The sequence below is a fragment of the Anabaena sp. CCY 9910 genome (assembly GCF_963920875.1).
In the GTDB taxonomy this organism is placed as follows: Bacteria; Cyanobacteriota; Cyanobacteriia; order Cyanobacteriales; family Nostocaceae; genus Trichormus; species Trichormus variabilis.
In genome coordinates this window covers 77,012-100,266 of record NZ_CAWUDJ010000008.1, presented here as the reverse complement: position 1 = coordinate 100,266, position 23,255 = coordinate 77,012, and the positions used below count along the sequence as shown (strand labels likewise).

Sequence of the window (23,255 nt, the reverse complement as noted above, 5' to 3'; positions counted from 1 at the left end):
CTTGCTATCCGGTAGTTATAGGCAAAAAATGTTGTGAGTGATGAAAAAAAAATTACTGAATCTTTACAAGTAAGCCAGTGATTTTACATCTACTTAATCTGACGCTGGCTAGAGGTGTCATCATCCTTGGTTCATCGATAATAGCAATTGTCAGAGACAGAAGGCAGGAGAGCAGGGGGAGGAAAAACTAATGGCAACTGACCAATGACTAATAACTAATAACTAACACTATGTTTCAAGCACCGGGATTTGAGCAACGCTCTATAATTACTTCACTGGGTAAGATGGTGTATTACACTGCCACTGGGTCGCTTTGGCAGGACAATAAGAAGACTGATGACCAAGAAACTTTGGTGTTTCTGCATGGCTTTGGAGGCGGGTCTTCTGCTTATGAGTGGTCGAAAGTATATCCTGCTTTTGCTTCAAGGTATCGCGTATTAGCGCCAGATTTAATTGGTTGGGGTCAATCGGAACATCCAGAACGCAATTATCTAATTGAAGATTATTTAACGACTATTAGAGAGTTTTTTGAGCGGACTTGTACGGGGCCAGTGACGGCGATCGCCTCTTCTCTCACCGCAGCATTTACAATTAGAGTAGCGATCGCACATCCCGATTTATTTAAGTCACTCATTCTTGTCACACCAGCCGGACTATCTGACTTTGGCGAAAACTATTCTCGCAGTATTTTTGCTCAAATAGTCGGTATTCCTCTTCTGGATCGCTTACTATACAGTACTGGAATTGCTACTAGTGCAGGTATTCGTAGTTTCTTAGAACAACGTCAATTCGCCCAAGCTAACCGAGTATATGACGAAATTGTCGAAGCTTATCTAAAATCTGCCCAACAGCCCAACGCTGAGTATGCAGCATTATCATTCGTTCGGGGTGACTTATGCTTTGATTTATCCCTCTACATTCAACAGTTAAACACCCCCACAGCCATTATTTGGGGGCAAAAGTCTCAATTCACTGGACCAGAAATTGGCAGACGTTTGTCCGAACAGAACCCCCTAGCAATTCGAGTGTTTCAACAATTGGAAAATGTAGGATTAACCCCACAATTGGAACTACCAGCAGTGACAATCGGACTCATTGAGAAATTCTTACCTCTACTCAATAGCCATTAAAGGCTGCTCCCTGCTCCCTACCTCTTCATCTCCCCCCATTGACATTTTTGAAATATTCTGAAAGATAGAGGCTGATTACCTTCAGGTATATCTTTTTTCGGTAAATTTTTTCAAAAAAACTGTGTTGCCTGTTACAATATTGTTAAGAAAAGTTGCCCGTTGCATTTTGGGAATACGCAGCCGGGTTTTAACTCTATATGAGAAGACAACGCTAAAAGAATAAACTAGGCCAGCTGTGGGAAGCTGGTCTTTTTTTCCGTAGGTAGAAGTTAGACCTATGGTCGTTTTGCGTGGTGTCTCTCAAAAATTAAATCACCAAACCCTAACAATCATACAGGAAATTTTCAGTAATTTCCACATATTTTCTGATTTTATTCATTTGAATAGACTATGGTTTGTCAAAACTAGTATGTTTTTATTCTGTGGTAAAACACTCAAAAAAGCTCGACCCATAAGAGGATAGAGTTTTTCTCGATTGCCTACAAGGAAGGTGTTAAACCAGAAGTAAAACAACTGACAACTGACACACAGCATAATAAACTCAATATCAAAATCGAAAGCCTCCTTCAAAACGAACCTCAAATCTGTCTCCACTCATTCCAATTCGAGACTCCCAAAAGTTATTACTACCAGGAGTATTATGCTGAATGACCAAGCCATAAGAAAAATTAGAAACTCGATTTCTTATGCCTTTGTCAATATTTCTAAAATTTTGTAAATAACTGCCAACAGACCAATGAGGATTTATTCTTTTTAGTCCATCAAATGTATAGAATAATTCATCCCTGATTTCTACGGAAGTGTTAAACTCTAAACCTGTATTGAACCCCAATTTTCCCTGAATAAATCCTAGCGGTGTAAGACTAGATTGATTATTTAAAAGTAGAAGGGCTGTAGATAGAGAATAGTTTAAGTTTCTATTTTGGTGAGAGAAAAAGTAGCTTAAATTTAGGTAAGCCGGATTCTGAGAATTGGCTGCACTATTCCAGGAAAATTGCAAAGATGGAATGTGGTTAGTAATACTTCGGGTTTTTCCATCTGCATCTAATTCTATATTAGTGTTGATAAAATTCAACACTCCATTAGTGTAAATACCTAGTATTGGTTCTTGAATACCAAAATTATTAGTGATATTAAATGCACTATCCGCCTGCAAATTAAACCAGATTCCAGAACTAAGACTGTAATTCCATTTCCCAGAAGAACCAGCCCATAGAGCTTCTATGGCAGGTAAATATAAATATCCCCCAAAAGTCTGTAAATAAGTATTAATTTGACCATCTTGGCTTAATTCAATGCGGTCAAAAGCAATATCAAACGCACGAATATCAATAGGAACAGATGTTATATTGGCTGAGTTCCAATCTTGAACATATTGCTGACCGTCAGGAGCAGTTAAAGTTACTCGCGTAGCCAAGGAGCGGTTAGGTGTTTGTTGTGAAGAAAAAGGTACGTTAACTGATGTTAAACGACCAAAACTATTATTAGACACGTCGGCTTTAGAAATGAAAGTTTTACCCTCATTCCAAGTACGCTTTCCATCAATTAATTGAACTGCTCGCTGATGATTACCAGTCCGAATTTGCCATAAACTCGAACTATTAGGTGTGATAGTACTAGGAAAAGTCAATTTTCCTGAAACTTGCTCTAAACCACTAGTACGGTTACTTAAAAATAAGGTTATATTCAGTACTTGGTTAATTTTTCGTCTTTGTTCTGGGGTGGATTTTGAGTCTAGATTTGCAAAATTCTCTTGCCTAGATAATCTTTCTTGGGCTTCTTGCAAACTTGCATTTAGATGGGGAAAGTCAATCCAGTTAAAAACACCACCGATTAACATCCCTAGTGTAGAGTTAGCTGTTTGCAATTCGTCTATTTTTATTTCAGAGAATGACAAAGATAAGGAAACTCCAGGATTACTAGAAATATTAGTATAAGTCGCCTTAGGCTCTAAAGAGTCATATTCTAACAGTGTCCGACTATGAGAACGGCTAAAATAAAGTCTGTGCCAGTCATGTTTATTAATTGTATTCCTGATTCCTAAATTACTGCGTCTTTCGCCTAAAGAGACCCAATATAAAGAATTTAAGTAATATAAATTTCGCTGATTTTCACTGATGGAGCTATTGAGTAAAATATTGAATAAATCAAAGTTACCGAATTGCTCTCTGTTACCAACTTTAATCCCCGGATTAGATGTGATTGAAGGTATAAATCTAGTTCTTTGTCGAGTTAGAGGATTTCCCCAAACAAAGCCTGCTTTTTTCAAAGTTTCTTCAGGAATTACGGTTCCGCGAGTCAGACCTACTTCTCCTAATAATGGCTGTAAATCACTTGTAGGAAAATTTTGTAATATTAGAGGATATTTTTCTGTCGTCACTGATGAAATGCTGGGAACAATAGAAGTTATAGAATTATTTGCACTACTTCTATTAATATTAATAGGAGCAGCAGTCACACCCACAGGATTATTAACCTCTGCCGCAACTGATTCGACAGCAAATTGGTTAATCCCAATTTCTTCTATGAGTTCTTGAACACCTTGGGGAAGTGAAAAAACTGCCTGCATCCCCCAAAGTCTTTGAGTTAATCTAATTGTTTGTCTCGTGACACTATCTGTTGATTCTCCTTGATATACGATTCCACTCTGCCAACCTTTAGTTTCTACAACGACCCGATTACCTGGTAATATCCAATAAAGTTGATCTTGTTTAGGAAACTCAGCAAAGGTAAATCTGTTAATTACAGGGTCTTCCGAAGAAAATTTAGTTGATAAATCAATATATCTCGTATCTTTTAGAGGATTAAAAGTCGAGGAATAAAAACTAAAGTTATCTCTAGGATCAATTATCCAAGGGTATTTAGTGGCGCTATTACTCAGTGCATTTAATATAAATAACTCTAAATCTTTTTTAGGTAAAGTTGGAGTTATATTTAATTGAATAGGAATGTCATCTTGAGCAGAGTTATTATCTGGTTTTGGGAGTGGATTAATTGGAGTAGGAAGATTTATTTCATTGGGATTAGGAAAAACTTTTACTGGCTCGTTAGCTAGGGTTGGTGTAATGTTTTTATTCTCCCGAATATCTTGGGCGGAGTTGAGTGAATAATTAACAGCTATTGCTTTTGACTGTCTTTTATAATTGTTACTATATACGATTAAATCAATATTTTTTCGAGTTTTAGCATTGACTCTATTTACTAATAAATAGTTTATCAACAAAGATATGAATATTACTAAATTAATGGGTATTTTTCTATAATTAAGTATGATATCCACCTATTTAACATACTCTATTTCAATAATTACTTTTAAGGTAATTATGAGTATGTTTATACGAAACTTCAATAGAAAAAACTGAAATATACTTGTAACTATTCTGAAGTTGTCGAATGTATGAAAAAACAAATTATCTGTAGTATCTAACTTGTGAGAGATGATACTCTGCCTATGAAGGGTTATTTAAAAATAGTATTCCCATCTTGCTAAAATTATGAAATATATGCAGGAAGAAGATTATCAAATATGAGTTTGTGGCTTTTTCAAATAATTAATCAGGTAATATACGAAATCTTCTGCTTAAAAGAATACAGACACCTACTAATACAAAAGCAAATTCAGCTAATAAAAAAGCACCTATAGATGTGTTCCCTAGTTCTTTGATGAGGAAAGAAACTATGGCTGTACCGCCTGCACTACCACCAAAATATAGTCCTGTACCTAAACCTGCACGACTGGGGTGAACCTTACTTAACACCAAAGGAATCATACTGATAAAAACTAAACTGAAGCTAATACCAAAGGCTAGTATGAAAGCGATCGCCAGTTTATCGCTGTCATTTAATAAGACTAGCCCCATTAAGGCTGTCATTGCACCCAAACCCAGTAGCATAGATTTATTTGCTCCTAGTTGTGCTGTCAAATCACCCAAAGGAACAGAAACGATCGCCGAAACTAACAACATCGCAGAAGCAATAAATTCTACTCTCAGGTTGGGTAGTTGTATTTGTAATTCCTGGGGAAATATTGATAAAAGCAGGTTAAGTTCGATTCCTGTTCCTAAGCCAATGATGAAAATCAGGATAAACATCTGCACAGGAGTTTTAGCTGTTGGTTCTAGGTTGAAGCTAGAGATGTGCAGCGAATGTTTAGGTGTGAATAATTGCAGAATATATGCTGCCAAAATTAAAGCGATCGCCCCCACAAGAAAGGTGATAGATGCACCCATGTTGTCAAGGAGGGTGTTCAAAACTGGACTGATAGCGCCTATTAGCCCCAAGACGAACACTAATACTGCATTCGCTTGGGGTAACTCGCTTTTAGGGGCAAATTGCGTTAAAAGTGCGATCGCCGGGGCGCGGAAAATAATTATGGCGATGACCCAAACAGTCATCAACATCGGCACAACCCAACGTATACCTATCGGTAAATTTTGTTGAACTAACAGTGATACAGCTACAAAAATGACACCAGCTAGGACTACCCCTAGACTAATCATGGGTAAACGACTACCCAAACGCTGCTGAATGCGATCGGACAACCCACCAATCATCGGTTCGATCACAGCTATTAGTAACCCTTGCCATATCCCCAACCAGCCAACCAGTCCGACAAATTCCAATTCCTCTAAAATTCTCGGTTGATAAAACTTGTAAGCCATCCAACTGAAGATGATGGCAGCTAATAAAGCGGCTAATCCCCAAACTTGTCGCCATAAAATTTCGGGGCGGGTATTGACAGAGTTAACCATGATTTTGCCGAAATTTTCTAGATTGGTTGTGGAATTGTATGACAAATTCCCTGATTAAAATCGCATTCAAAAATGCAGAATTTTCTGCTATTTGTACAATTACTCATTAATCCGTATAACATACTAATGCTCAGACCGCTAGTAAGAATGTAGTAAATAATTCACTCAATGACTCATACCATCAATGGAATTTATCTAATAAATCTCTAATGGGAACTTGACTGCTTACAGTAATTTCATTTTTATGACTAGTGACAAAAAATACTCTTATTTTTATGAAAAACATTGATAAACATAGTTTTTACGTAGAAGCGGCTGTTTTTATTTAGGCATTATTTTCCACACAAGCACCTAAATTGGTTATCTTTTTTAAGTTATATCTGTATGAAAAATAACTGACAGTGTCGTTGCAACTACTATTAATAATATTGTCGAAAATTTAATTACATTTTTATATCTGAGGTTTTTATGTTTCAGCATTTCCTTATATGCTTAAGTACTAATCTATAGACATCTGATCATTCTTGATATATAAGACACTTAGAATTCTGAATAAATTCAGTATTTGTAGTTTTTCAATATCACAAATAAAAATTTTATCGAAAGTAGCTTTGTTAACAGTTAATAGTCCATAGGAATTACGCATGAAAACGAAAGATCAAGGGTTTGGAGAAGGGTATAGGGGTGTAAGAGTTTCAAACATTTATACCCCTACACCCCTATACCCTTACACCCTTGCATCCAGTCTCAACAGACAACCTGTGTGCGTAAGTCCTAGTCCAATTAGCCATGACCAAAATACCTATGCCCTTGCGGGTGCGGATTTGGTAATTTTGGTATCATAACTGCCAGGAAAGCTTGAGTATCGTCTTACACTTGCGGCTATATCTGATATAACCAATCTCCAAGGTATGATTTGACAGCAATGCAAAACGAAAAACCGTCGAACAAACAACGGTTGCAACAGAAGACGAAATTACGATTTGGGATGTTCGTTGTTTTATTAATACTGAGTGCGATCGCTGTCTTGCTGTTTTACCCGCGAACATCGACGGTGGAACATATACCATCAAGCAATTACGCCATTCACAAACAGCAAGACTTCAATCAATCACAGTTTTATCCCGCAAATCAAACCGTCAACCCCGACCTTTATCAACCTGTGGACAAATGGGTAGGTAGATTAGTATTGCCAAATCAGCAGCAAATACAGCCGGGATCAGATTGGGTATGGATGGAAATCCAACACGCGCCACCAGAAGCACAAAATTTAGTAGGTAAAGTTGTGCGTTTGGAATGGCTAAACCAGCCAGAGTCACAGTCTTATGTACAAGCTGTGCAGCAAGATATAAGTTTTACTGATGAAACAAGGGAAAGCCAAGCCAAGGGGATTATTCACCCATTTCGCCTGAATGGTCGTCTGCAAGTAGGGCCTTTGCAATCCCTCGCTGGTGCTAGGCCGAAGGATGATGTCGTCGTCACCTTAGATGATGGTGAGTTAGTGAAAGGGAGTGATAATCAGCTACGTCTGCAAATTGCCCACGAACCTGTAATGGCTACTGGCAGATTTTATGGTTTAGTAAAAATCCTCAATCCAGAACCAGCCAGTAGTCAATATCCTGCGTCACCGGTTTGTCCTGGGACTTCCTCCTGTCCCAGTGATTTTTTTCGCGTGCGTCATTACAATCGAGTTTCTGGTAACTTCGATGGGGTGGAGGAAACTGTGCGGATTCCCCAACAAGTAATTGATACACGCAATATTCCACCCTCTACTCCCAGGGAAATAGAAAAATCCCCAGCCGGGCAAGCAGGTTGGTATATTTATGGCGCAAAGAATACTCAAGGAATTTTTGTGGTTCAGGGGATAGTACCGCGATCGCTCTTAAAAATCCAGCCGCAACACGTAGTTTTAGGACAACAACCGGGGTTAACCTACATAAAAAACCAGAATTGGCAGATTGCACCCCAAGATAAAGGTACAATCCGCACTGTTTTACTTGATCCCACCACCAGCCAATCCCAAATAACCGCATCTAATTGGCAAGAAGGCGATCGCGCCATAGTCTTGCATAACTTTGGTGGTATTGGTGGTAAAAAGAGTGAAGGTAGCACAGCATATACAATCACCGGACACTTCGCCTTTGGACTAGCGCAAGTAGTTCGTGATCCCATCACCAAAGAATTACAATTTGCCATTGAGTATCAACAAATTTACGCCAATAACTCAGACGGGATCATTGCGGGGAGACATTCTTGGGCGGACTACATGGGGAACTTACAATGGGGATGGGCAGCCACAAGACCCATTTCTGATGTATTAATTAAGTTTGCACCAGTTACCCAAGACTACAATTTTGACGGGATCAAGCTTTCTCCCGTGACAGAATTTCAGCGACAATTGCAGATTATGATGGCACGCTATCGCACAGGTGATGGCACTGGTAGCGCCACGGTTACCCCGGCGACTTCTTGCGTCCAAGATGCCAGCCAAGCACTATATATCGCCATTCAAGTAATTACTCAGCAAGTAGCCTCAAACCCAACTATTCAGCAGTGGTTGAGTAATCATCCTCATGATCCCCAAACTGAACGTTTTGGGCAACTAGTGAGATTGAGTTCAGACTTGCAACGCCAATTAACTCCCTTGGGGATCGTCCGCGCAGACTGGAAAAGCCATGCAGATTATCTCACGGGCATTGGAGATGGGACAGAACCTTTTCAAGATCGCAGTCCTTGGGCCGCCTTGACAAGTTGGCGGACAATGGTACCCAGACAAGCACACGATGAAATAGCCGCCTTATTTTTCAGACATGGTGCCAAACTTTGGTTTTTACGTACCAATCAAATCGGCGGTGAAAATCCCGATATTGCCCCCGTAGCACCGACATTGGGTTTAGGAGAAATTACCATACCCTTTACCAACATTGCACCTATACCCATTTTGTTAAACCGCTTACTGGCATCTTTGGTTGTGCCAGAAATACGAGATTGGCTAGTTGCGGGGATCACTGTCTTCATATATAGTGCGATCGCCTTACCTTTAGGCTGGTGTTCTGGTTTTTTGTCTTGGTGTTTTACCTCTACCAATCCTCTCCACCAACTAGCGATCGCATTACGAGTAATTATCACACCTGCGATCGTCGAGGAATTAGTCTTTCGCGTATTACTGCTTCCCCATCCCCTAGAAGTAATCAACTGGTATGGATGGACATTGTGGGCAGGATTTATCTTACTGCTGTTTATTCTCTACCATCCCCTCAACGCCAAAACCCTTTACCAAGTTGGATTTCCGACCTTTTTCCACCCCATATTCCTAACCTTAACCGGACTTTTAGGATTGTGCTGTACAATAGCCTATGCTTTGACAGGTTCTCTATGGGCGATCGTCCTCATCCACTGGATTGTAGTACTAGTATGGCTACTAGCCTTGGGAGGCAAAGAAAAGTTGTTAATTAGTCATTAGTCAACCGTTCTCTTCTCCCTTTGCACCCCATTCCCCTAAAACATATTTTGTCCCTTTTAATTTTCAAGTTTTCTTGTGTTTGGTTGTTAGTTTTACTCTCAAAAAGGGTATTTTCTGGTATGGAGGATGTCAGTTTATTCAGGTTTTGATAAAAAATAGACACAAGTACATTAGCTTATGCTTATCAGACGATCACTGGGAACTTATTAAATAATATTCAGGTCAGTTTATGTAACCGATAAGACATTTTATTTGATACCTAATACTCTAAAATCAGGTATCCGTATAGTTTAACCCTTAGGAAATATAGCCATAGCATCAGCAAAGAGTATTTTTGCTAGTAAACGTACATCTTAGGGTACTGTGTAGTTTCAGAACTGGAGATTTAAATTTAAGATATGAGATTGCTATCTCAAACATTAGCAATCAATAAGTTAAAGAAATCCCACTTTTATATTTTCTTTGTTATTTTGTATTTAACGGGACAGTTCTTACTAATCTAGTTAAGTTTAAATAACAATCAGTCCCCCCTATTTACCTACAAAATCCCTGAAAATTAGCTCCTTAAATGCTTTAATTGTCAATCCTCACACATTCCTCATAATTTCAGGTTAAAGATTGTATGGTAAGTTGCAAAATGGCAAATAGTTGATTCTCTCAAAGGAGATTAAATATTATGACTGTGCTAAAAACAAAAGAGCAACATATTGTCCTGTCTGCTGTTATTCAGCCTATTGGTAATCAGCAAAAAAATACTCAATCTAAAATTGATCCACTACAACCTTTACGTCAGTGGATTGATGCACTAGAAATACAAAATCGTAAGCTAGCTCACTTCATCGCAAAATTGATTCCTGCTCAGTGTCCTTTTGAGCGTGACATCGTAGTATTTGGTCGGATTATTGCCCACATTCCCCCCATGTGTAAGCTCAATCCCCTGTATGATCAATTTGTTGGTTTACGTTTTCGTGCTTTGTGTTATTTAGTAGATAAGTGTGGAGAAGACATCCAGTCCTACTGCTAATTGTGAACCGAGAAAAAACTACATGGAAATCAAAATTGAGCATCAACCTAGTCCAGAAATACTCCAAAAATTGGGTGTTTTCCAATGGGGAATTTGGCAAAAAGAAGTCTCAAAATTTCCTTGGACTTATGATACTCAAGAAACTTGTTACTTTTTAGAAGGTGATGTCATTGTTACGCCTCATGGTGGACAACCAGTACAAATGGGTAAAGGCGATTTAGTAACCTTCCCTGTTGGAATGTCCTGTATATGGGAAATTAAAAGCGGCGTGAAAAAACATTATTCCTTTAATTAGCCAAAAGTCAAGCATTAAAGTTGGTTCCCTTCTATTCTCATCTCCTCTAATCTGAAGAATTTTTGGATTTCATCGTTCCATTTCAGAGATTATATGGAGTTGCAGCGAGTGTTATAAGCTAGAATGGCAGAATTGATAAATTGCTTATATCCGTATTTCTCAGAACTCGTAGCGACTCCATAGCCTAAACAGTATTTTTAAAAATAAATAGTTTCATCTTCCAAGGCTAACAAGCTTACCGTAAGCGGGACCCGTTCGCGCTAGCATTTCCGACAGGAGAAGGAGAAAGCTAGAATCAATATTCTACTTTGTATAAAAGTCTACCGCATCCAAAAGATTCTCTTTACCCATACTTGGCCTACGTAATTACATTTAATTGACATTGTTTAGCTAAAAATAAACTTGTCTCTAATTCATAACGTAAAGTAGGTGAAACATCTCTAGCAAATTTTAGACAATTTATTAGTAATTTGTTGGCATTCCAATACTGTTGTAAATCCTGTAAATCTTGTTGTGCGAACTGCCAATTAAGTCCAATCTTACGCTCATTAATCATCATATCTCGTAATTCTTCAGTCCATGCTTGCCCATTTGCTAGCCACCAAGCTTTTAAGTATTCTCTCCCTTGAGTAGAAGAGGGTAACTGGTTTTTAATATTTTGCAGTGATTTACTTAACGATACCTGATTGACTAATAGGTGCTTCAGGTCTAGAGCTAAATTTAAAGTAGATAATCTAGCAAAAAATATATCAGCCGTCATGGTCATACTGACTGTTAGTGCATTAGTTAAAGCCAAGTCCAATGCTAAGTCTATAGACAAACTACCAGTAAACTGATGCTCTAAGGAGATTGCTAAATCTTGGTTACAAGCTAAGGGATGTTCTGGAGGTAAAGCTATACTAAAATAAAAAGCACGTACACTGGCAGGATGGTAGATATAACTTACTTGAGCAGACTTGTGTTCTACCCATTGCATAAAATGATATAACTTGCCATTCCTAAGAGCTATACTATCAATCTTTTCTTTGATTAATTTTAATAAATCATCTACTGGTTGTAGCATCCACACAACTAGTAAAAATACTTCATTCCAGCGTTGATCAGATAAATGGCTTACTAATTCTTGCAGCGTTTGATTATTGGCATTAGCTACGATTTCTCTAGCTATAAAATACTCTTGAAATATGAGATGAGAAAAAGAGTAAATGCCTTTTGCTCTTTCAACTAATAAACCATGCTGTAATTCAATTGTTTTGATGATTGCGGTACTCTCCAGTTCTAAAGCATCTGTATCAGTTATGGTATTGCTTTGATGCAGTAGATATTCAGTTACTACTTGCTGGAGTTTTGTTTCAGTGAGAAAATAATCCCCTTGATGAAAGCTAATTGCTGCTATGTGACTAAGTAACTTGATTTTGTGCAGCAGAGATAAATTAATCACACTGTGACTGGATTGAATTCCTTTTACGTCATCGTAGCGTACTAAAAGCAGATCCAATGCTTGTTTATAAATTTCAAAATGATGAAAAGGGAAATCTGTCACAGACTGGAATGCCAAACAACAAAGAATCAATAAGGCTGGTCTTTTAGCTAACTCCAGAAGACGATGATTTTCTTCTAGTTCGAGTCTTTGTATAAATTTTTGTGCTAAGAATTTCGATTTTTCTGGAGAATTATTGGCGACTATCAAGAACCATTTATTAGCAAATTCGGTAATTTTTGTTTTATCAAAATCAGTAATTTCTACTTCTGTAAAACCATGAAAATTAGAATAGTTCGTACCTGTACGGCAAGTAATAAATATTTGATTTTTATAAAATTTTTGGATGAAACCGTTAATTCTATTAATATTTTTTTCATAGTTGTGGCTGATAAATTCATTTAATCCATCTAACAGAATTAAAGCTCTACCATGAGATAATACAGTTTTCAATTCTCCTTCAGTAATGCCAAAATTTATCACCTGGTCGAGTATATACTTAAATAAGCTAAGTTGCCGAGAGTCTTTAGCATCTTCCGCAAAGTTTTTGAGATTGACAAAAATAGGTAAGTAATCTGGCAGAAATATTCCTTGACTGCAACTAAGAGCAACTGATTGTAAAAATGTAGTCTTACCTGAGCCTAATTTTCCCAATAATATCAGTTTAGAATATTTTTTCAGAGCTTCTAAACCCCCGATTAATTTTTGCTCTTGTTGTGCAAAAATAGGAGGAATAATTGTATAAGAACCTAATTTTTGTAAATCTTGAATATCTAACCATCTTTTACTAGAAATTTCCTCGCTGATGTTGACATCAATATAAATATCATTAAGTGAAATTGGTCTAGCAATATCTAAAAGATGTAATGTGCTACATTGAGCCTGAATTTTTTCGTGATGAATAGAGCGTAATTTTTGCACCAGAAAATTAATATCTATTAGGCTATATTCATCACCTTCTAAATATAAAGAATTTTCGACAGATTGTTGGGAAATTTCTGCTGTCTCCAGTTCCAGCGCAAAGCAAATATCATTAAAGACGTGACGATCTATAGGTTTACCAGTAAAAAATTTCCATATTGACTGGCGTGTTTCTAAACCAACTTCCGCCGCCAGATATTCTTGTGTCCATCCTTTACGCTTAAAAGCCTGCTTTGCTTTTCTAATACCTTCAGCAGAGGCTTGGAGCGATCGCTTTGCCATGACAACAATTTGTCCGTTATTATACAAATTATACAAGTTATATACTAACTTATACAAAAACCCCAACGCGATCGCAAACATCCGTTGTACATAATAGAACTTGAGTCAGCCAAATCTACATACCCAACTAGCTTACGGCATTGCCCAAAGAGCCAATCGCAATCTGAGCAATGCTTAAGCTTTTACTACAGATAGTAGGGAGTAGCTAATTGGCTAGTGCAGTTTTCCCTAAAGTCCAGATTATGCAGTGTAAGGCTCCTGCCGTAAGCATATTAGCCTCTAATCTTGTGTTCGCTGCAAATACTTAACTAAAATCAAATTCATACTTAATTTCTGAAGTACACGTAGGGAAGCAACGGGCAATAACCACCCCACAGATAAGGTAATGCGCGTCTAAATTGCATAACTACATAATCGGTGCTGTTGACTGTCAACGGTCAACCCTCCGGGTGAGGCAGTTCGCATACCCTACGGGAAGGCATTCCGCCTACGACGGAAACCGCCTTGGCGCAGCCTCTGTCTCCGACACGCTCCGCGAACGTAGAGAAGACAGCGACTGCCTCACAGTCAACAGATATCACTATGGACTATGCAAATTAAAAGCAAAATATTTTACTTAAATTTTTTCAATGATCAAGTCGGATGCCTATAATTGATGATTTTTGATAGTACGTATTGTCACAGTAGTCTTCTTTTCGCTGGCTACATGGTAGTGCTACTTGCACAATAGTCTTTTCTTGTGGCTTGCTGTGAATTTTTAATTTACCGCCATGTAGTTCAGCTATGCGTTTAGCAATAGTTAAACCTAATCCAGAACCTTGCTGCTCATAAAGTTTACGCTCAAATTGCTGATACGCTCCTAATTCAGCAATTTGTGCTGCTGTAATTCCTCGTCCATGATCGATAAATGACAAGATTAAGCAATTATTAATAACCTGATTTTTGATTTGAACTAGGCTACCTGGAGGGGAAAATTTGAAAGCATTATCTAATAATTCTTCTATAATTTTAGCAATCTTAGCTGTGGAAATTCTTACATTACAAGGATGTAATTCTAACCGTAAATCGGCTTCTCTTCCTGCTTTTTTAGCTTTTTCACTAATGATTTCCATTAGTGTTAGATTAGGAAATATGGTAGTTTGACTTTGCAGCAATTTAATTTGCTGTGGATCAGTTCCCATAACTTCTAACTCTGCGTACATTAAAAAGTTCTGAATCAAGCTAAATAGACGTTCACCAGATAGATAGATGGATTCTGCCATTTCCTGAATTGCTTGCGAATCAAGACTATCACTCTCTTCCATCAAAATTTGAGAAAAGCCTAATATCCCGTTTAAAGGTGTTCGCATTTCGTGAGGCAAAGATAAAGCAATACTGTTACGCAGATTATCTAGTTTTCTTTGATTCTCTTGTTTAATTGTGATATGTTTCTCTAATCGACAGGCAATAGCTGCTAATAGCTCTGCTCTTGTAAAAGGTTTAATGATATAGTCATCTGCTCCCATCTCCATACCTTGACGGAAGTCATTTTTATCAGACTTAGCAGTTAGAAAAATTAAAGGAATTATTGCTGTTTCTGGACATTGACGTAATACCTTTAAGACTTCATATCCATCTAGTTCCGGCATCATGACATCACAAATAATTAAGTCAGGAATTTCTTCTTGAGCTAATTGCACACCAAGGAGTCCATTATGCGCTTCAAGTATATTAAATCCTTCACCTTCTAACAAATCTAAGATATTTTGGCGTACATGGATATCATCTTCAATAACCAAAATTTTATTCATATTGGCCAATAAAATAAATTTTTAATAATCGCATAAGGTTGTATGGATGATTACTGATCTTTAGTTTATGAAAAATTACCAAAGAGCAACTATTACTATATTTTAGTAATTATCCAGTTAACTTTTGGTTAACAGTGGTAATCATTTGGCTATCTTTTATACAGACAAATGTTTATTATTCCACAGAAAATTTTCGAATTCTACTGCTGGTAATGGACGACTAAAGAGAAATCCTTGCATGGCATCACATTTATTTTGTTTTAAAAAGTATAGTTCTGATTCTGTTTCTACACCTTCAGCCACTACCTGCATATTCATATTGTGTGCCATTTCTACTAAAGCTTTGGTAATAGCAGATTTTTGTTTATCTTTAGCAACATTATGAATGAAGTATCTGTCAATTTTCAGTGTATTAACTGGCAGATTCTTGAGATAAATTAAAGAAGAATAACCTGTGCCAAAATCATCAATAGCGAGCCTAACACCTAGAGATTGCAATTTGTTCATGGTAAAAATTGCACTATTTAGGTCTTGCATAATCATGCTTTCAGTTAATTCTATTTCCAAATAATGTGGTGCTATATTATTGGTTTTTAAAGATTCAGTAATTCTCTGAATTAAATCTGGTTTATTAAATTCCATTGCTGATAAATTCACAGAAATGGTTAAGAAATCTACTCCGGAATCATGCCAACTTTTAATTTGGTGACAAACATTAGCTATTACCCATTGACCAATTGGCACAATTAAACCTGTAGACTCTGCTAATGGAATAAATTCTGAAGGAGAAACAAAGCCTAATTCGGGACTATGCCAACGTAATAAACTTTCTGCCGCGACTATTTTCCCTGAAGCAATATCAACGATAGGCTGATATTGCACCTCAAACTCTTGAAATTTCTGTTGTTGAATAACTTTATGTAGACTCATCTCTAACAACTGCGTTTTTGGAGATGAGATTTTGATACCATTTTGATTTATTAAGTACTTTTTTAAAGTGGCTTGCCTTTCTAAACGATTCATCACCGCACTGAGTAATTCCGCCCTGGTAAATGGTTTAGTTAGGTAGTCATCTGCACCCATATCCATACCTTGGCGGAAATCTGCCTTGGCAGATTTTGCCGTTAGGAAAATGAAAGGAATAGTTGCCGTTAATGGTTCTTGGCGTAATGCTGACAATACACCATATCCATCAACTTCCGGCATCATCATATCGCACAAGATTAAATCAGGAAATTCTGCCAGTGCCAAATTTATGCCAATGCGTCCATTAGCAGCAGACACGGTATGAAAATCTTCAGCTTGTAGCAAATCTAAAATATTTTCTCTGACCGACTCTTCATCTTCAATTACTAAAATTTTAATCATTTTTGACCTCTTTTTTTATTGTTGTTTTAAAGGAATATTCACAGTAAATAAAGTACCAACTTCTGAGTTACTAGAAACAGATATTTCACCTTCGTGAATATCTACACATTTTTTAACGATTGCTAATCCTAACCCTGTACCTAAGATATTGCCAACATTCTTTGCTCGATAAAATGATTCAAATAAGTGCGTAATATCTTCTGCTGGAATACCAATACCCCAATCGCGAACTTCAAATACTGCACATTGATCTCGACAATAAAATTTAACTTGAACATTACTATGGGCTGGAGAATATTTAATAGCATTGGAGATTAAGTTAATAAGAATATGTCCTAATAATTTTTCATCCATGCAACATGACATAGATTGATATTCACTGATAAAATCAACTTGCTTATTATTCAGGTTTAGCTGGATTTCTTCTACTAAATTTCGACAATAGGCGACGACATCGAGGGGTTTAGGCATAAACTCTAGTTTCCCCGCTTCTGCCTTTCCAATGATTAAAATGTCATTTAACATTTCCGTCATCCGCTTGACGGCAGTTTGAATACGATGTAAGTGGGTGAGTTGTTTTTCCTCTGTCCATTTGTGGCGGTAGTGTTCTAGTAATTCAGAAGAAGATAAAATGGTACTTAAGGGCGTGCGGAATTCGTGGGAAGTCATGGATACGAAACGAGATTTAAGTTCGCTCAATTCTTTCTCTTTTTCGAGTGCTACTTTTAAGTATTCTTCGAGTTGTTTGCGGTCTGTAATATCTATTAAGTAACCGACCATTTCCACTGGATTCTTTGTGTCATCTTTCACCACCCTTCTTTGGTCATATAGCCAATGATATGTCCCATCTTTGTGTAAAAATCGATATTCCAATTTGTAAGTTTCCGCTTCCAAGACATTAGAAAGTTTGTTAAGGACTGATGGTGCGTCTTCCGGATGGATATGATTGAACCAAAAGTCGGAATTTTCTATAAATTCTTGGGCTTCATAACCAGTTATGGTGGTGATGTTGTCACTAACAAAAATACTGCCAAAATCTCCACAGGTTTTGCAGGTATAAATCACAGCCGGGCTAGATGTCAGTAAATATTGTAGTCGCTGTTGGCTGACAAGTAGTGCTGTTTCTGCTTGTTTACGTTCTGTGATATCTGTTTGAATGCCTATGTAGTGGGTAAGTTGACCAGTTTGATCATAAACAGGGGAGATGTTTAACTCATTCCATAAGAGGCTGCCATCTTTGCGATAGTTGCGTAGAACTACAGTGCAAGCCTTACCTGCCTGCATGGCCGTACTCAGTTCTCGTAATCCTAGTTGATCGATATCTGCGCTTTGGAATAAACGGAAGTTTTGTCCTATCACTTCGTCTGAAGAGTAGCCAGTCATGCGCTCAAAGGCAGGATTCACATAGATAATGGGTCTGTTGGGAGTGCTAGCATCAGCAATAATGATGCCATTACTGCTAGCATCGATCGCCCGATCGCGCAATTTTAAACCTTCTTCTACCTGCTGGCGTTTGGTTATGTCTGTATGGATACATACAGTGCCTATGATTTTACCATTGCTGTCTCTAATGGCATCTGCCCTAAGATCAACTTGTAATAAATGGCCATCGCGCGATCGCATGGCCACTTCACCCCGCCAAGATTCCCCTTTCATCACCCTAGCCATGATTTCTCGTTGCTTTTGAGGCTCCTGGAAAATTGTGCATACCCCCCCTGCCGCTTGTAATTGCTCTAGATTATAACCGTATAATTCCTGAAAACTTGGGTTAGCATAATTACTGATATTCAAAATATCACCAAAGATAATAGCATCACTTGTACTTTCCATCGCTTTGTGGAAACGGAGAAGTGAATCTTCTGCCAATTTACGCTCTGTAATGTCTGTAGAAATGCCACACATTGCATAAATGATGCCATTACGGTCTTTTAAAGGAAACTTAATACTTAAATATGTATGTAGACCATCTTCTTGGGGAACCATTTCTTCAACTTCTATCGCCATACCAGTGGTAATAACTTGACGGTTGTTAATGGCATATTGATAAGCAATATCATCAGGCCAAGTCTCATATACACTTTTGCCTACAATTTCAGATTGAGTGGTGTGGAATAGTTTTTCATATTGTTGATTCACCAAGATAAATCGGTTTTGCAAATCCATGACATAAATTATGGCTGGGGAGTTATCCAAAATTACTTGTAACTGTTGTTGAGTTTGATATAAGTTCGTTTCTACTTCCTTACGAGCAGTAATATCTCGATCCACCCCGCGATAACCACAAAATTTCCCCACCGCATCAAAAATCGGCACTCCACTAGTTTCGAGAACCACTAAATGACCATCTTGATGAACATTGGTGTTCTCAAGACATTTAAAGGGCTGTTGTGCTGCGATAATGGAATTAAAAATCTTCATGACACGTTCTGCTTCTGTTGGTGGCATCATGTCTAATGGAGTTCTACCCAATAATTCTTGTGGTTCGTAACCTAAAATATCTTTGGCTTTAGGACTAACGTAAGTATAGATAGCGTTTTCATCAACTTCCCACACCCAATCACTACTAGTTTCAACTAAGTTGCGGAACCTTTCTTCGCTATGCCTGAGAGCTGCTTCCGTTTGTTGACGCTTGATACCAATAGCGATCTGATTAGCTGCAATTCCCAAAGCTTGGAAATGAGATTCACTGAGTGCTTGGCAAGAAAACATGGCAATTACTCCTAATGTCTCATTCTCCACAATTAGGGGATAACCGGCAAAGGCAACTATTCCTTCTTGCTTGGCCCAATCTGGGTTACTGATAAGCGGATCTGTTTGTACAGAATTGGTGAGGTGAGGCTTTCCTATTTGGGCAATTAAACCGATTTTGCATTGACCGACTGGTATACATCTATGAGATCCATCTAGGTGGGTGTATCTTCCCGAACTAACTTGTAATTCCAGTAAATTTTCTTGTTTATTGAGTATCCAGATTCTAGCAAAGGCGGCATTGAGATGTTTAACTACTGCATCAGCAGAGCCGTGCATTAAATCCTGTAGGGTGTAACTTTGAGTGAGAATTGTATCAACTGCTGAGCGAAAGTCTGACAATTTTACCCTTTCTGCCAGGGCTTCTTCTGTCCTTTTGCGATCATCTATATCTGTATTTGTCCCGAACCAATTGATGATATTACCTTGAGAATCGCGTAGTGCTAAGGCGCGTCCTATGTGCCAGCGATAGGTTTGATCTGTTGTCCTTAACCAGCGAAATTCTACATCTAAGGGTTCACCAGTGGCTACACAATGCTGCCAAATTTCCAAGCAACGGGTGCGATCATCAGGATGTATCCATTGCTGCCATTGCCAGCCTAGTATGGCTTCTGGTACATTACCAAAGTATTCAAGGGTGCGTCGGTTAACATATTCAAGGTAGCCATCTGGTCGAGCTATCCATACCTGTTGGGGGATAGATTCAGCTAAAAATCGAAAGCGCTCTTCACTTTTTTCTAAAGCTTCTTGTACTTGCTTGCGTTCAGTAATATCTTCCAAAGTGCTAAGAATTCCTACAACGTTACCTTCAGGATCATGGAGCGGAATTTTATTTTTTTCTAGCCACATTTTTTGTCCATTTGGTTTCAGTAGGGGTTCTACTATGTGATACTCAGGGGTATTCGTTTCTAGGACCCTAACATCGCTTTGGCGGTGTAAGTCTGCATCATGAAGATTGGCGAGAAAATCGTGGGCTGTTTTTCCTATGATATTTTCTGGATACTCAAAACCTAACATTTTGGCAAAGTTACGATTACAGCCCAAAAAGACGGAATTTCTATCTTTCCAAAAAACACAATGGGGAATCGTATCTATAACTAACTGCAACATTTGTTGAGATTGCCGTAGTTGCTCTTGAGCGATTTGGCGATCGCCAATTTCCGCCAGCAGTTGTCTATTTGCTTTCTGCAAGGCTAAGGTGCGCTCTGCTACTCGCCTTTCTAGCTCTTGGTTGGCTTGTTCTAGTGCATCTTGTGCTTCTACTCGGTCGGTAATATCCATCGAAATGCCAATCATCCGAGTGGGTTTACCTGTTGTGTCCGTGAGAATTGTAGATTTTGAAAGAAACCATTTATATTTAGACGGTTGCCCTGCTACTGGCAGCCGATGTTCTATTTCTAAACAACTACAATTGGCGATCGCTTCTTGTGCAGCCATATCCACTTTTTCCCTGTCATCTGGATGGAAAAAAGACATAACCTCGCTATGAGTTAATTCCTCACGATCTCCGAATTCAATAACAGGATTTAGAAAGAATAACTGGTCATTACTAAGATTTCGCTCCCAGTAAATTGTGTTGGTCGCCTCTAGCGCTAGTTTGAGCCTGTTTGTACTCTCCTCTAATGCAGCAAAGTATTGCTTGTGTTCAGTAATATCTATACAAGAATTAATATAACCAGCGAAATCACCATTAGATGTAAATCTGGGAACCCCAATATTTAGTAGCCAAAGGTACTCTCCATTCACTCCTAGTAGTCGATATTCCACCAAGAAAAACTGATGAGTATGAAAAGCTGACAAGTAAGCATCTAAAAAACCTTGTAAATCTTCTGGATGCAACTTTTCTGACCAACTTTTACCTATTTCTTGCTCTAGGGTACTGCCAGTCAACTCTAACCAGGCTTTGTTGAAAAAAATACATGACGTATCTGTAGCGGATATCCAAATTAATATTGGCGCAGTATTAGCCACACGCCAAAGGCTCTCGTCACTAGCCCCAATTGCATCGAGAGGATTAACTACTGCTGACTTTAGCAACTGAAAATCTTGTTGCGAGGTTTCTAGTTCTTCTTGGCTATTCAACTCCGTTGCTGCTCCCAGAGCTTGATAAATACTTTCAGAGGTAATTGTTCCCATTAGTTGCTCTTGTTCATCAACCACTAACAAGCAACTCGATTGATGTTGACGTAACAGAGAAATAATTGCCCCAATATCCTCAAATTGTGCAACCTGGAAAAATATGATTGAGGTGTTCATCACCTGCGAAATTGTGGTTGTTTGCAAGTCAACACCCAAGGCTACCAGCTTTACCACATCTCTTTCTGATAACCACCCTAATATCTGAGTATTGGCAACCACAACAATAGCAGCACCTTGCTTTGCCATTTGGGAAACTGCATCTGACAATGGCATTTCCGGCTCAACCGTCAGTGGCGAAAGGTCAATAACTGACTCTAAGCATGGTGGCCAGAGAAGTTGAGGTAGAGATTGCATAGAGCATTAAAATGGTTACTATCAGATAATCATTAATTACAACAGATACTGTTGTTATCTTCTAATATTTTTATGCTAAATACTAATATCTGGAGTATATCTACTAAATAGCTTGTATTCCAAAATTCCTGTAAGGTGCGTTAAATACCAAATATCTGCGGAAAATCGCGAAAAACTGTAGTCTGACGAACCCTACGAATATGCTGCATGAGAATCGGAACTTCTTCAATGAATTCTTGATACTTGTGGATGAGACGCGCTAGTAAGTTGGGTGAAGGAACGGAACACAAAATTTATTAAGATCACAGGTAGAGCGATCGCTCTACCCATACGACAAATAATTGTCTCTCTCCACTTGGCTAATAACTTCTGGGGACTTCCAGAAATTAAGTTATTCAATTTGGAAAACGAAGATGATGAATAAACTCTTTCTCCCCCGAAGTTCGCCCGGAAGGAAACCCTCCTTACGACTTCTCTTCCTACTCCCCCTGCTTTTCAGGCTGCCAAACTACTAGTGATGCTGATAGTTAGAGGTGGTTTTTGTTAGGCTGGTAAAATCAGGGTTAATTACTCACCTAGTAATTAGGTTGGCAAACAGAGGTGTACTATGGCTCATGTAAATCTTCGTCGCCCCCAAAATACTAACGGCGATTTTTATGTAGATACTACCTGCATTGATTGTGATACCTGTCGCTGGATGACACCAGAGGTTTTTCATCGTGTTGATGAAATGTCGGCAGTATATCATCAACCAACAAACGAAACAGAAAGATTAGCAGCATTGCAAGCACTTTTATCTTGTCCTACAAGTTCTATTGGCACCGTTGAAAAACCCAAAGATATCAAAGTTGCCCAGGAAAGTTTTCCCCTTTTAGTGGCTGAGAATATTTATCACTGTGGCTATCATTCGGAAAAATCATATGGTGCTGCTAGCTATTTAATTCAACTCCCAGAGGGAAATATTTTAGTGGATTCCCCACGATTTACACCGCCTTTAGTGAAGCAGATCAAGGAGATGGGGGGACTTAAATATATGTATTTAACTCATCAGGATGATGTGGCAGATCATCAAAAGTTTGCTGAACATTTTCAGTGTCAGCGTATCTTGCACGCTGATGAAATTTCTGAGGGAACTCGGAATGTAGAAATCCAATTAACTGGTTCTGAACCATTCACTTTACAAGGAGATGTATTAATTATTCCCGTTCCTGGACACACTAAAGGACACACAGTTTTACTATACAAAAACAAGTTCTTGTTTACGGGTGATCATCTTGCATGGTCGGAAACTCGGCAACAATTAACCGCATTTCATGATGTATGCTGGTATTCTTGGGCAGAACAAATTAAGTCGATGATCCGATTAGCTGATTACTCCTTTGAGTGGGTATTACCAGGGCATGGACGACGCTTTCATACTGACGTTGATACAATGCGTCAGCAGATGCACAAGTGTATTGAGCTAATGACTGATGAGCGTCAACTTTTAACATTCAACAGTTAAGATTGA

12 protein-coding genes are annotated in these 23,255 nt (G+C 38.3%); 6 read left to right on the top strand and 6 right to left on the bottom strand.

The genetic code is table 11. The annotated features are described in order from the left end of the window. The first annotated feature begins 230 nt into the window (after positions 1 to 230). Positions 231 to 1,130 carry an alpha/beta fold hydrolase gene (locus ACM5QX_RS09060; RefSeq protein WP_414753250.1) on the top strand — a complete coding sequence of 300 codons (900 nt, stop codon included), beginning with the start codon at positions 231 to 233 and terminating at the stop codon, positions 1,128 to 1,130. 547 nt (positions 1,131 to 1,677) lie between these two features. Here the strand turns inward: ACM5QX_RS09060 and ACM5QX_RS09055 are convergent. Together ACM5QX_RS09055 and ACM5QX_RS09050 are read right to left on the bottom strand one after the other, a co-directional pair. Further along, positions 1,678 to 4,353 (bottom strand): hypothetical protein, encoded by a 2,676-nt coding sequence (locus ACM5QX_RS09055; protein ID WP_414753249.1) that lies wholly within the window; start codon positions 4,351 to 4,353, stop codon positions 1,678 to 1,680. Positions 4,354 to 4,681: 328 nt separating this feature from the next. Further along, on the bottom strand, positions 4,682 to 5,881 hold the full coding sequence (locus ACM5QX_RS09050; protein WP_414753248.1) for an MFS transporter: 1,200 nt from the start codon (positions 5,879 to 5,881) through the stop codon (positions 4,682 to 4,684). Positions 5,882 to 6,806: 925 nt separating this feature from the next. On the opposite strand from ACM5QX_RS09050, the gene ACM5QX_RS09045 reads away from it, so the two are divergent. From ACM5QX_RS09045 to ACM5QX_RS09035, 3 genes are all read left to right on the top strand, one after another. Beyond that, a complete protein-coding gene (locus tag ACM5QX_RS09045) occupies positions 6,807 to 9,344 on the top strand; it encodes a type II CAAX prenyl endopeptidase Rce1 family protein (protein ID WP_414753247.1) in 2,538 nt (845 codons plus the stop codon). A gap of 676 nt (positions 9,345 to 10,020) precedes the next feature. After that, positions 10,021 to 10,368: a Mo-dependent nitrogenase C-terminal domain-containing protein gene (locus ACM5QX_RS09040; protein ID WP_011317523.1), complete on the top strand. Its 348-nt coding sequence runs from the start codon at positions 10,021 to 10,023 to the stop codon at positions 10,366 to 10,368. A 22-nt stretch (positions 10,369 to 10,390) separates the two neighbouring features. Then, positions 10,391 to 10,663: a cupin domain-containing protein gene (locus ACM5QX_RS09035; protein ID WP_011317522.1), complete on the top strand. Its 273-nt coding sequence runs from the start codon at positions 10,391 to 10,393 to the stop codon at positions 10,661 to 10,663. 358 nt (positions 10,664 to 11,021) lie between these two features. Here ACM5QX_RS09035 and ACM5QX_RS09030 read toward each other — a convergent pair whose 3' ends face one another. The 4 genes from ACM5QX_RS09030 to ACM5QX_RS09015 all read right to left on the bottom strand — a co-directional run bounded on the left by ACM5QX_RS09030 (position 11,022) and on the right by ACM5QX_RS09015 (position 21,745). Further along, complete coding sequence (locus tag ACM5QX_RS09030) at positions 11,022 to 13,427, bottom strand: NACHT domain-containing protein (protein WP_414753246.1); 2,406 nt, start codon at positions 13,425 to 13,427, stop codon at positions 11,022 to 11,024. A 545-nt stretch (positions 13,428 to 13,972) separates the two neighbouring features. Further along, positions 13,973 to 15,136, bottom strand: a complete 1,164-nt coding sequence (locus tag ACM5QX_RS09025; RefSeq protein WP_011317520.1) for a response regulator — start codon at positions 15,134 to 15,136, stop codon at positions 13,973 to 13,975. Between the two features lie 156 nt (positions 15,137 to 15,292). Continuing rightward, positions 15,293 to 16,504, bottom strand: coding sequence for an EAL domain-containing response regulator (locus tag ACM5QX_RS09020; protein WP_011317519.1), 1,212 nt, complete (start codon positions 16,502 to 16,504; stop codon positions 15,293 to 15,295). Between the two features lie 15 nt (positions 16,505 to 16,519). Beyond that, on the bottom strand, positions 16,520 to 21,745 hold the full coding sequence (locus ACM5QX_RS09015; RefSeq protein ID WP_414753245.1) for a PAS domain S-box protein: 5,226 nt from the start codon (positions 21,743 to 21,745) through the stop codon (positions 16,520 to 16,522). Positions 21,746 to 22,016: 271 nt separating this feature from the next. Between ACM5QX_RS09015 and ACM5QX_RS09010 the strand changes: the two genes are divergently transcribed. After that, positions 22,017 to 22,169 carry a hypothetical protein gene (locus ACM5QX_RS09010; protein ID WP_414753244.1) on the top strand — a complete coding sequence of 51 codons (153 nt, stop codon included), beginning with the start codon at positions 22,017 to 22,019 and terminating at the stop codon, positions 22,167 to 22,169. 183 nt (positions 22,170 to 22,352) lie between these two features. Next, the gene (locus ACM5QX_RS09005; protein ID WP_414753243.1) at positions 22,353 to 23,249 is read left to right on the top strand and encodes an MBL fold metallo-hydrolase; all 897 of its coding nucleotides are present in this window, start codon (positions 22,353 to 22,355) and stop codon (positions 23,247 to 23,249) included. Positions 23,250 to 23,255: the final 6 nt, after the last annotated feature.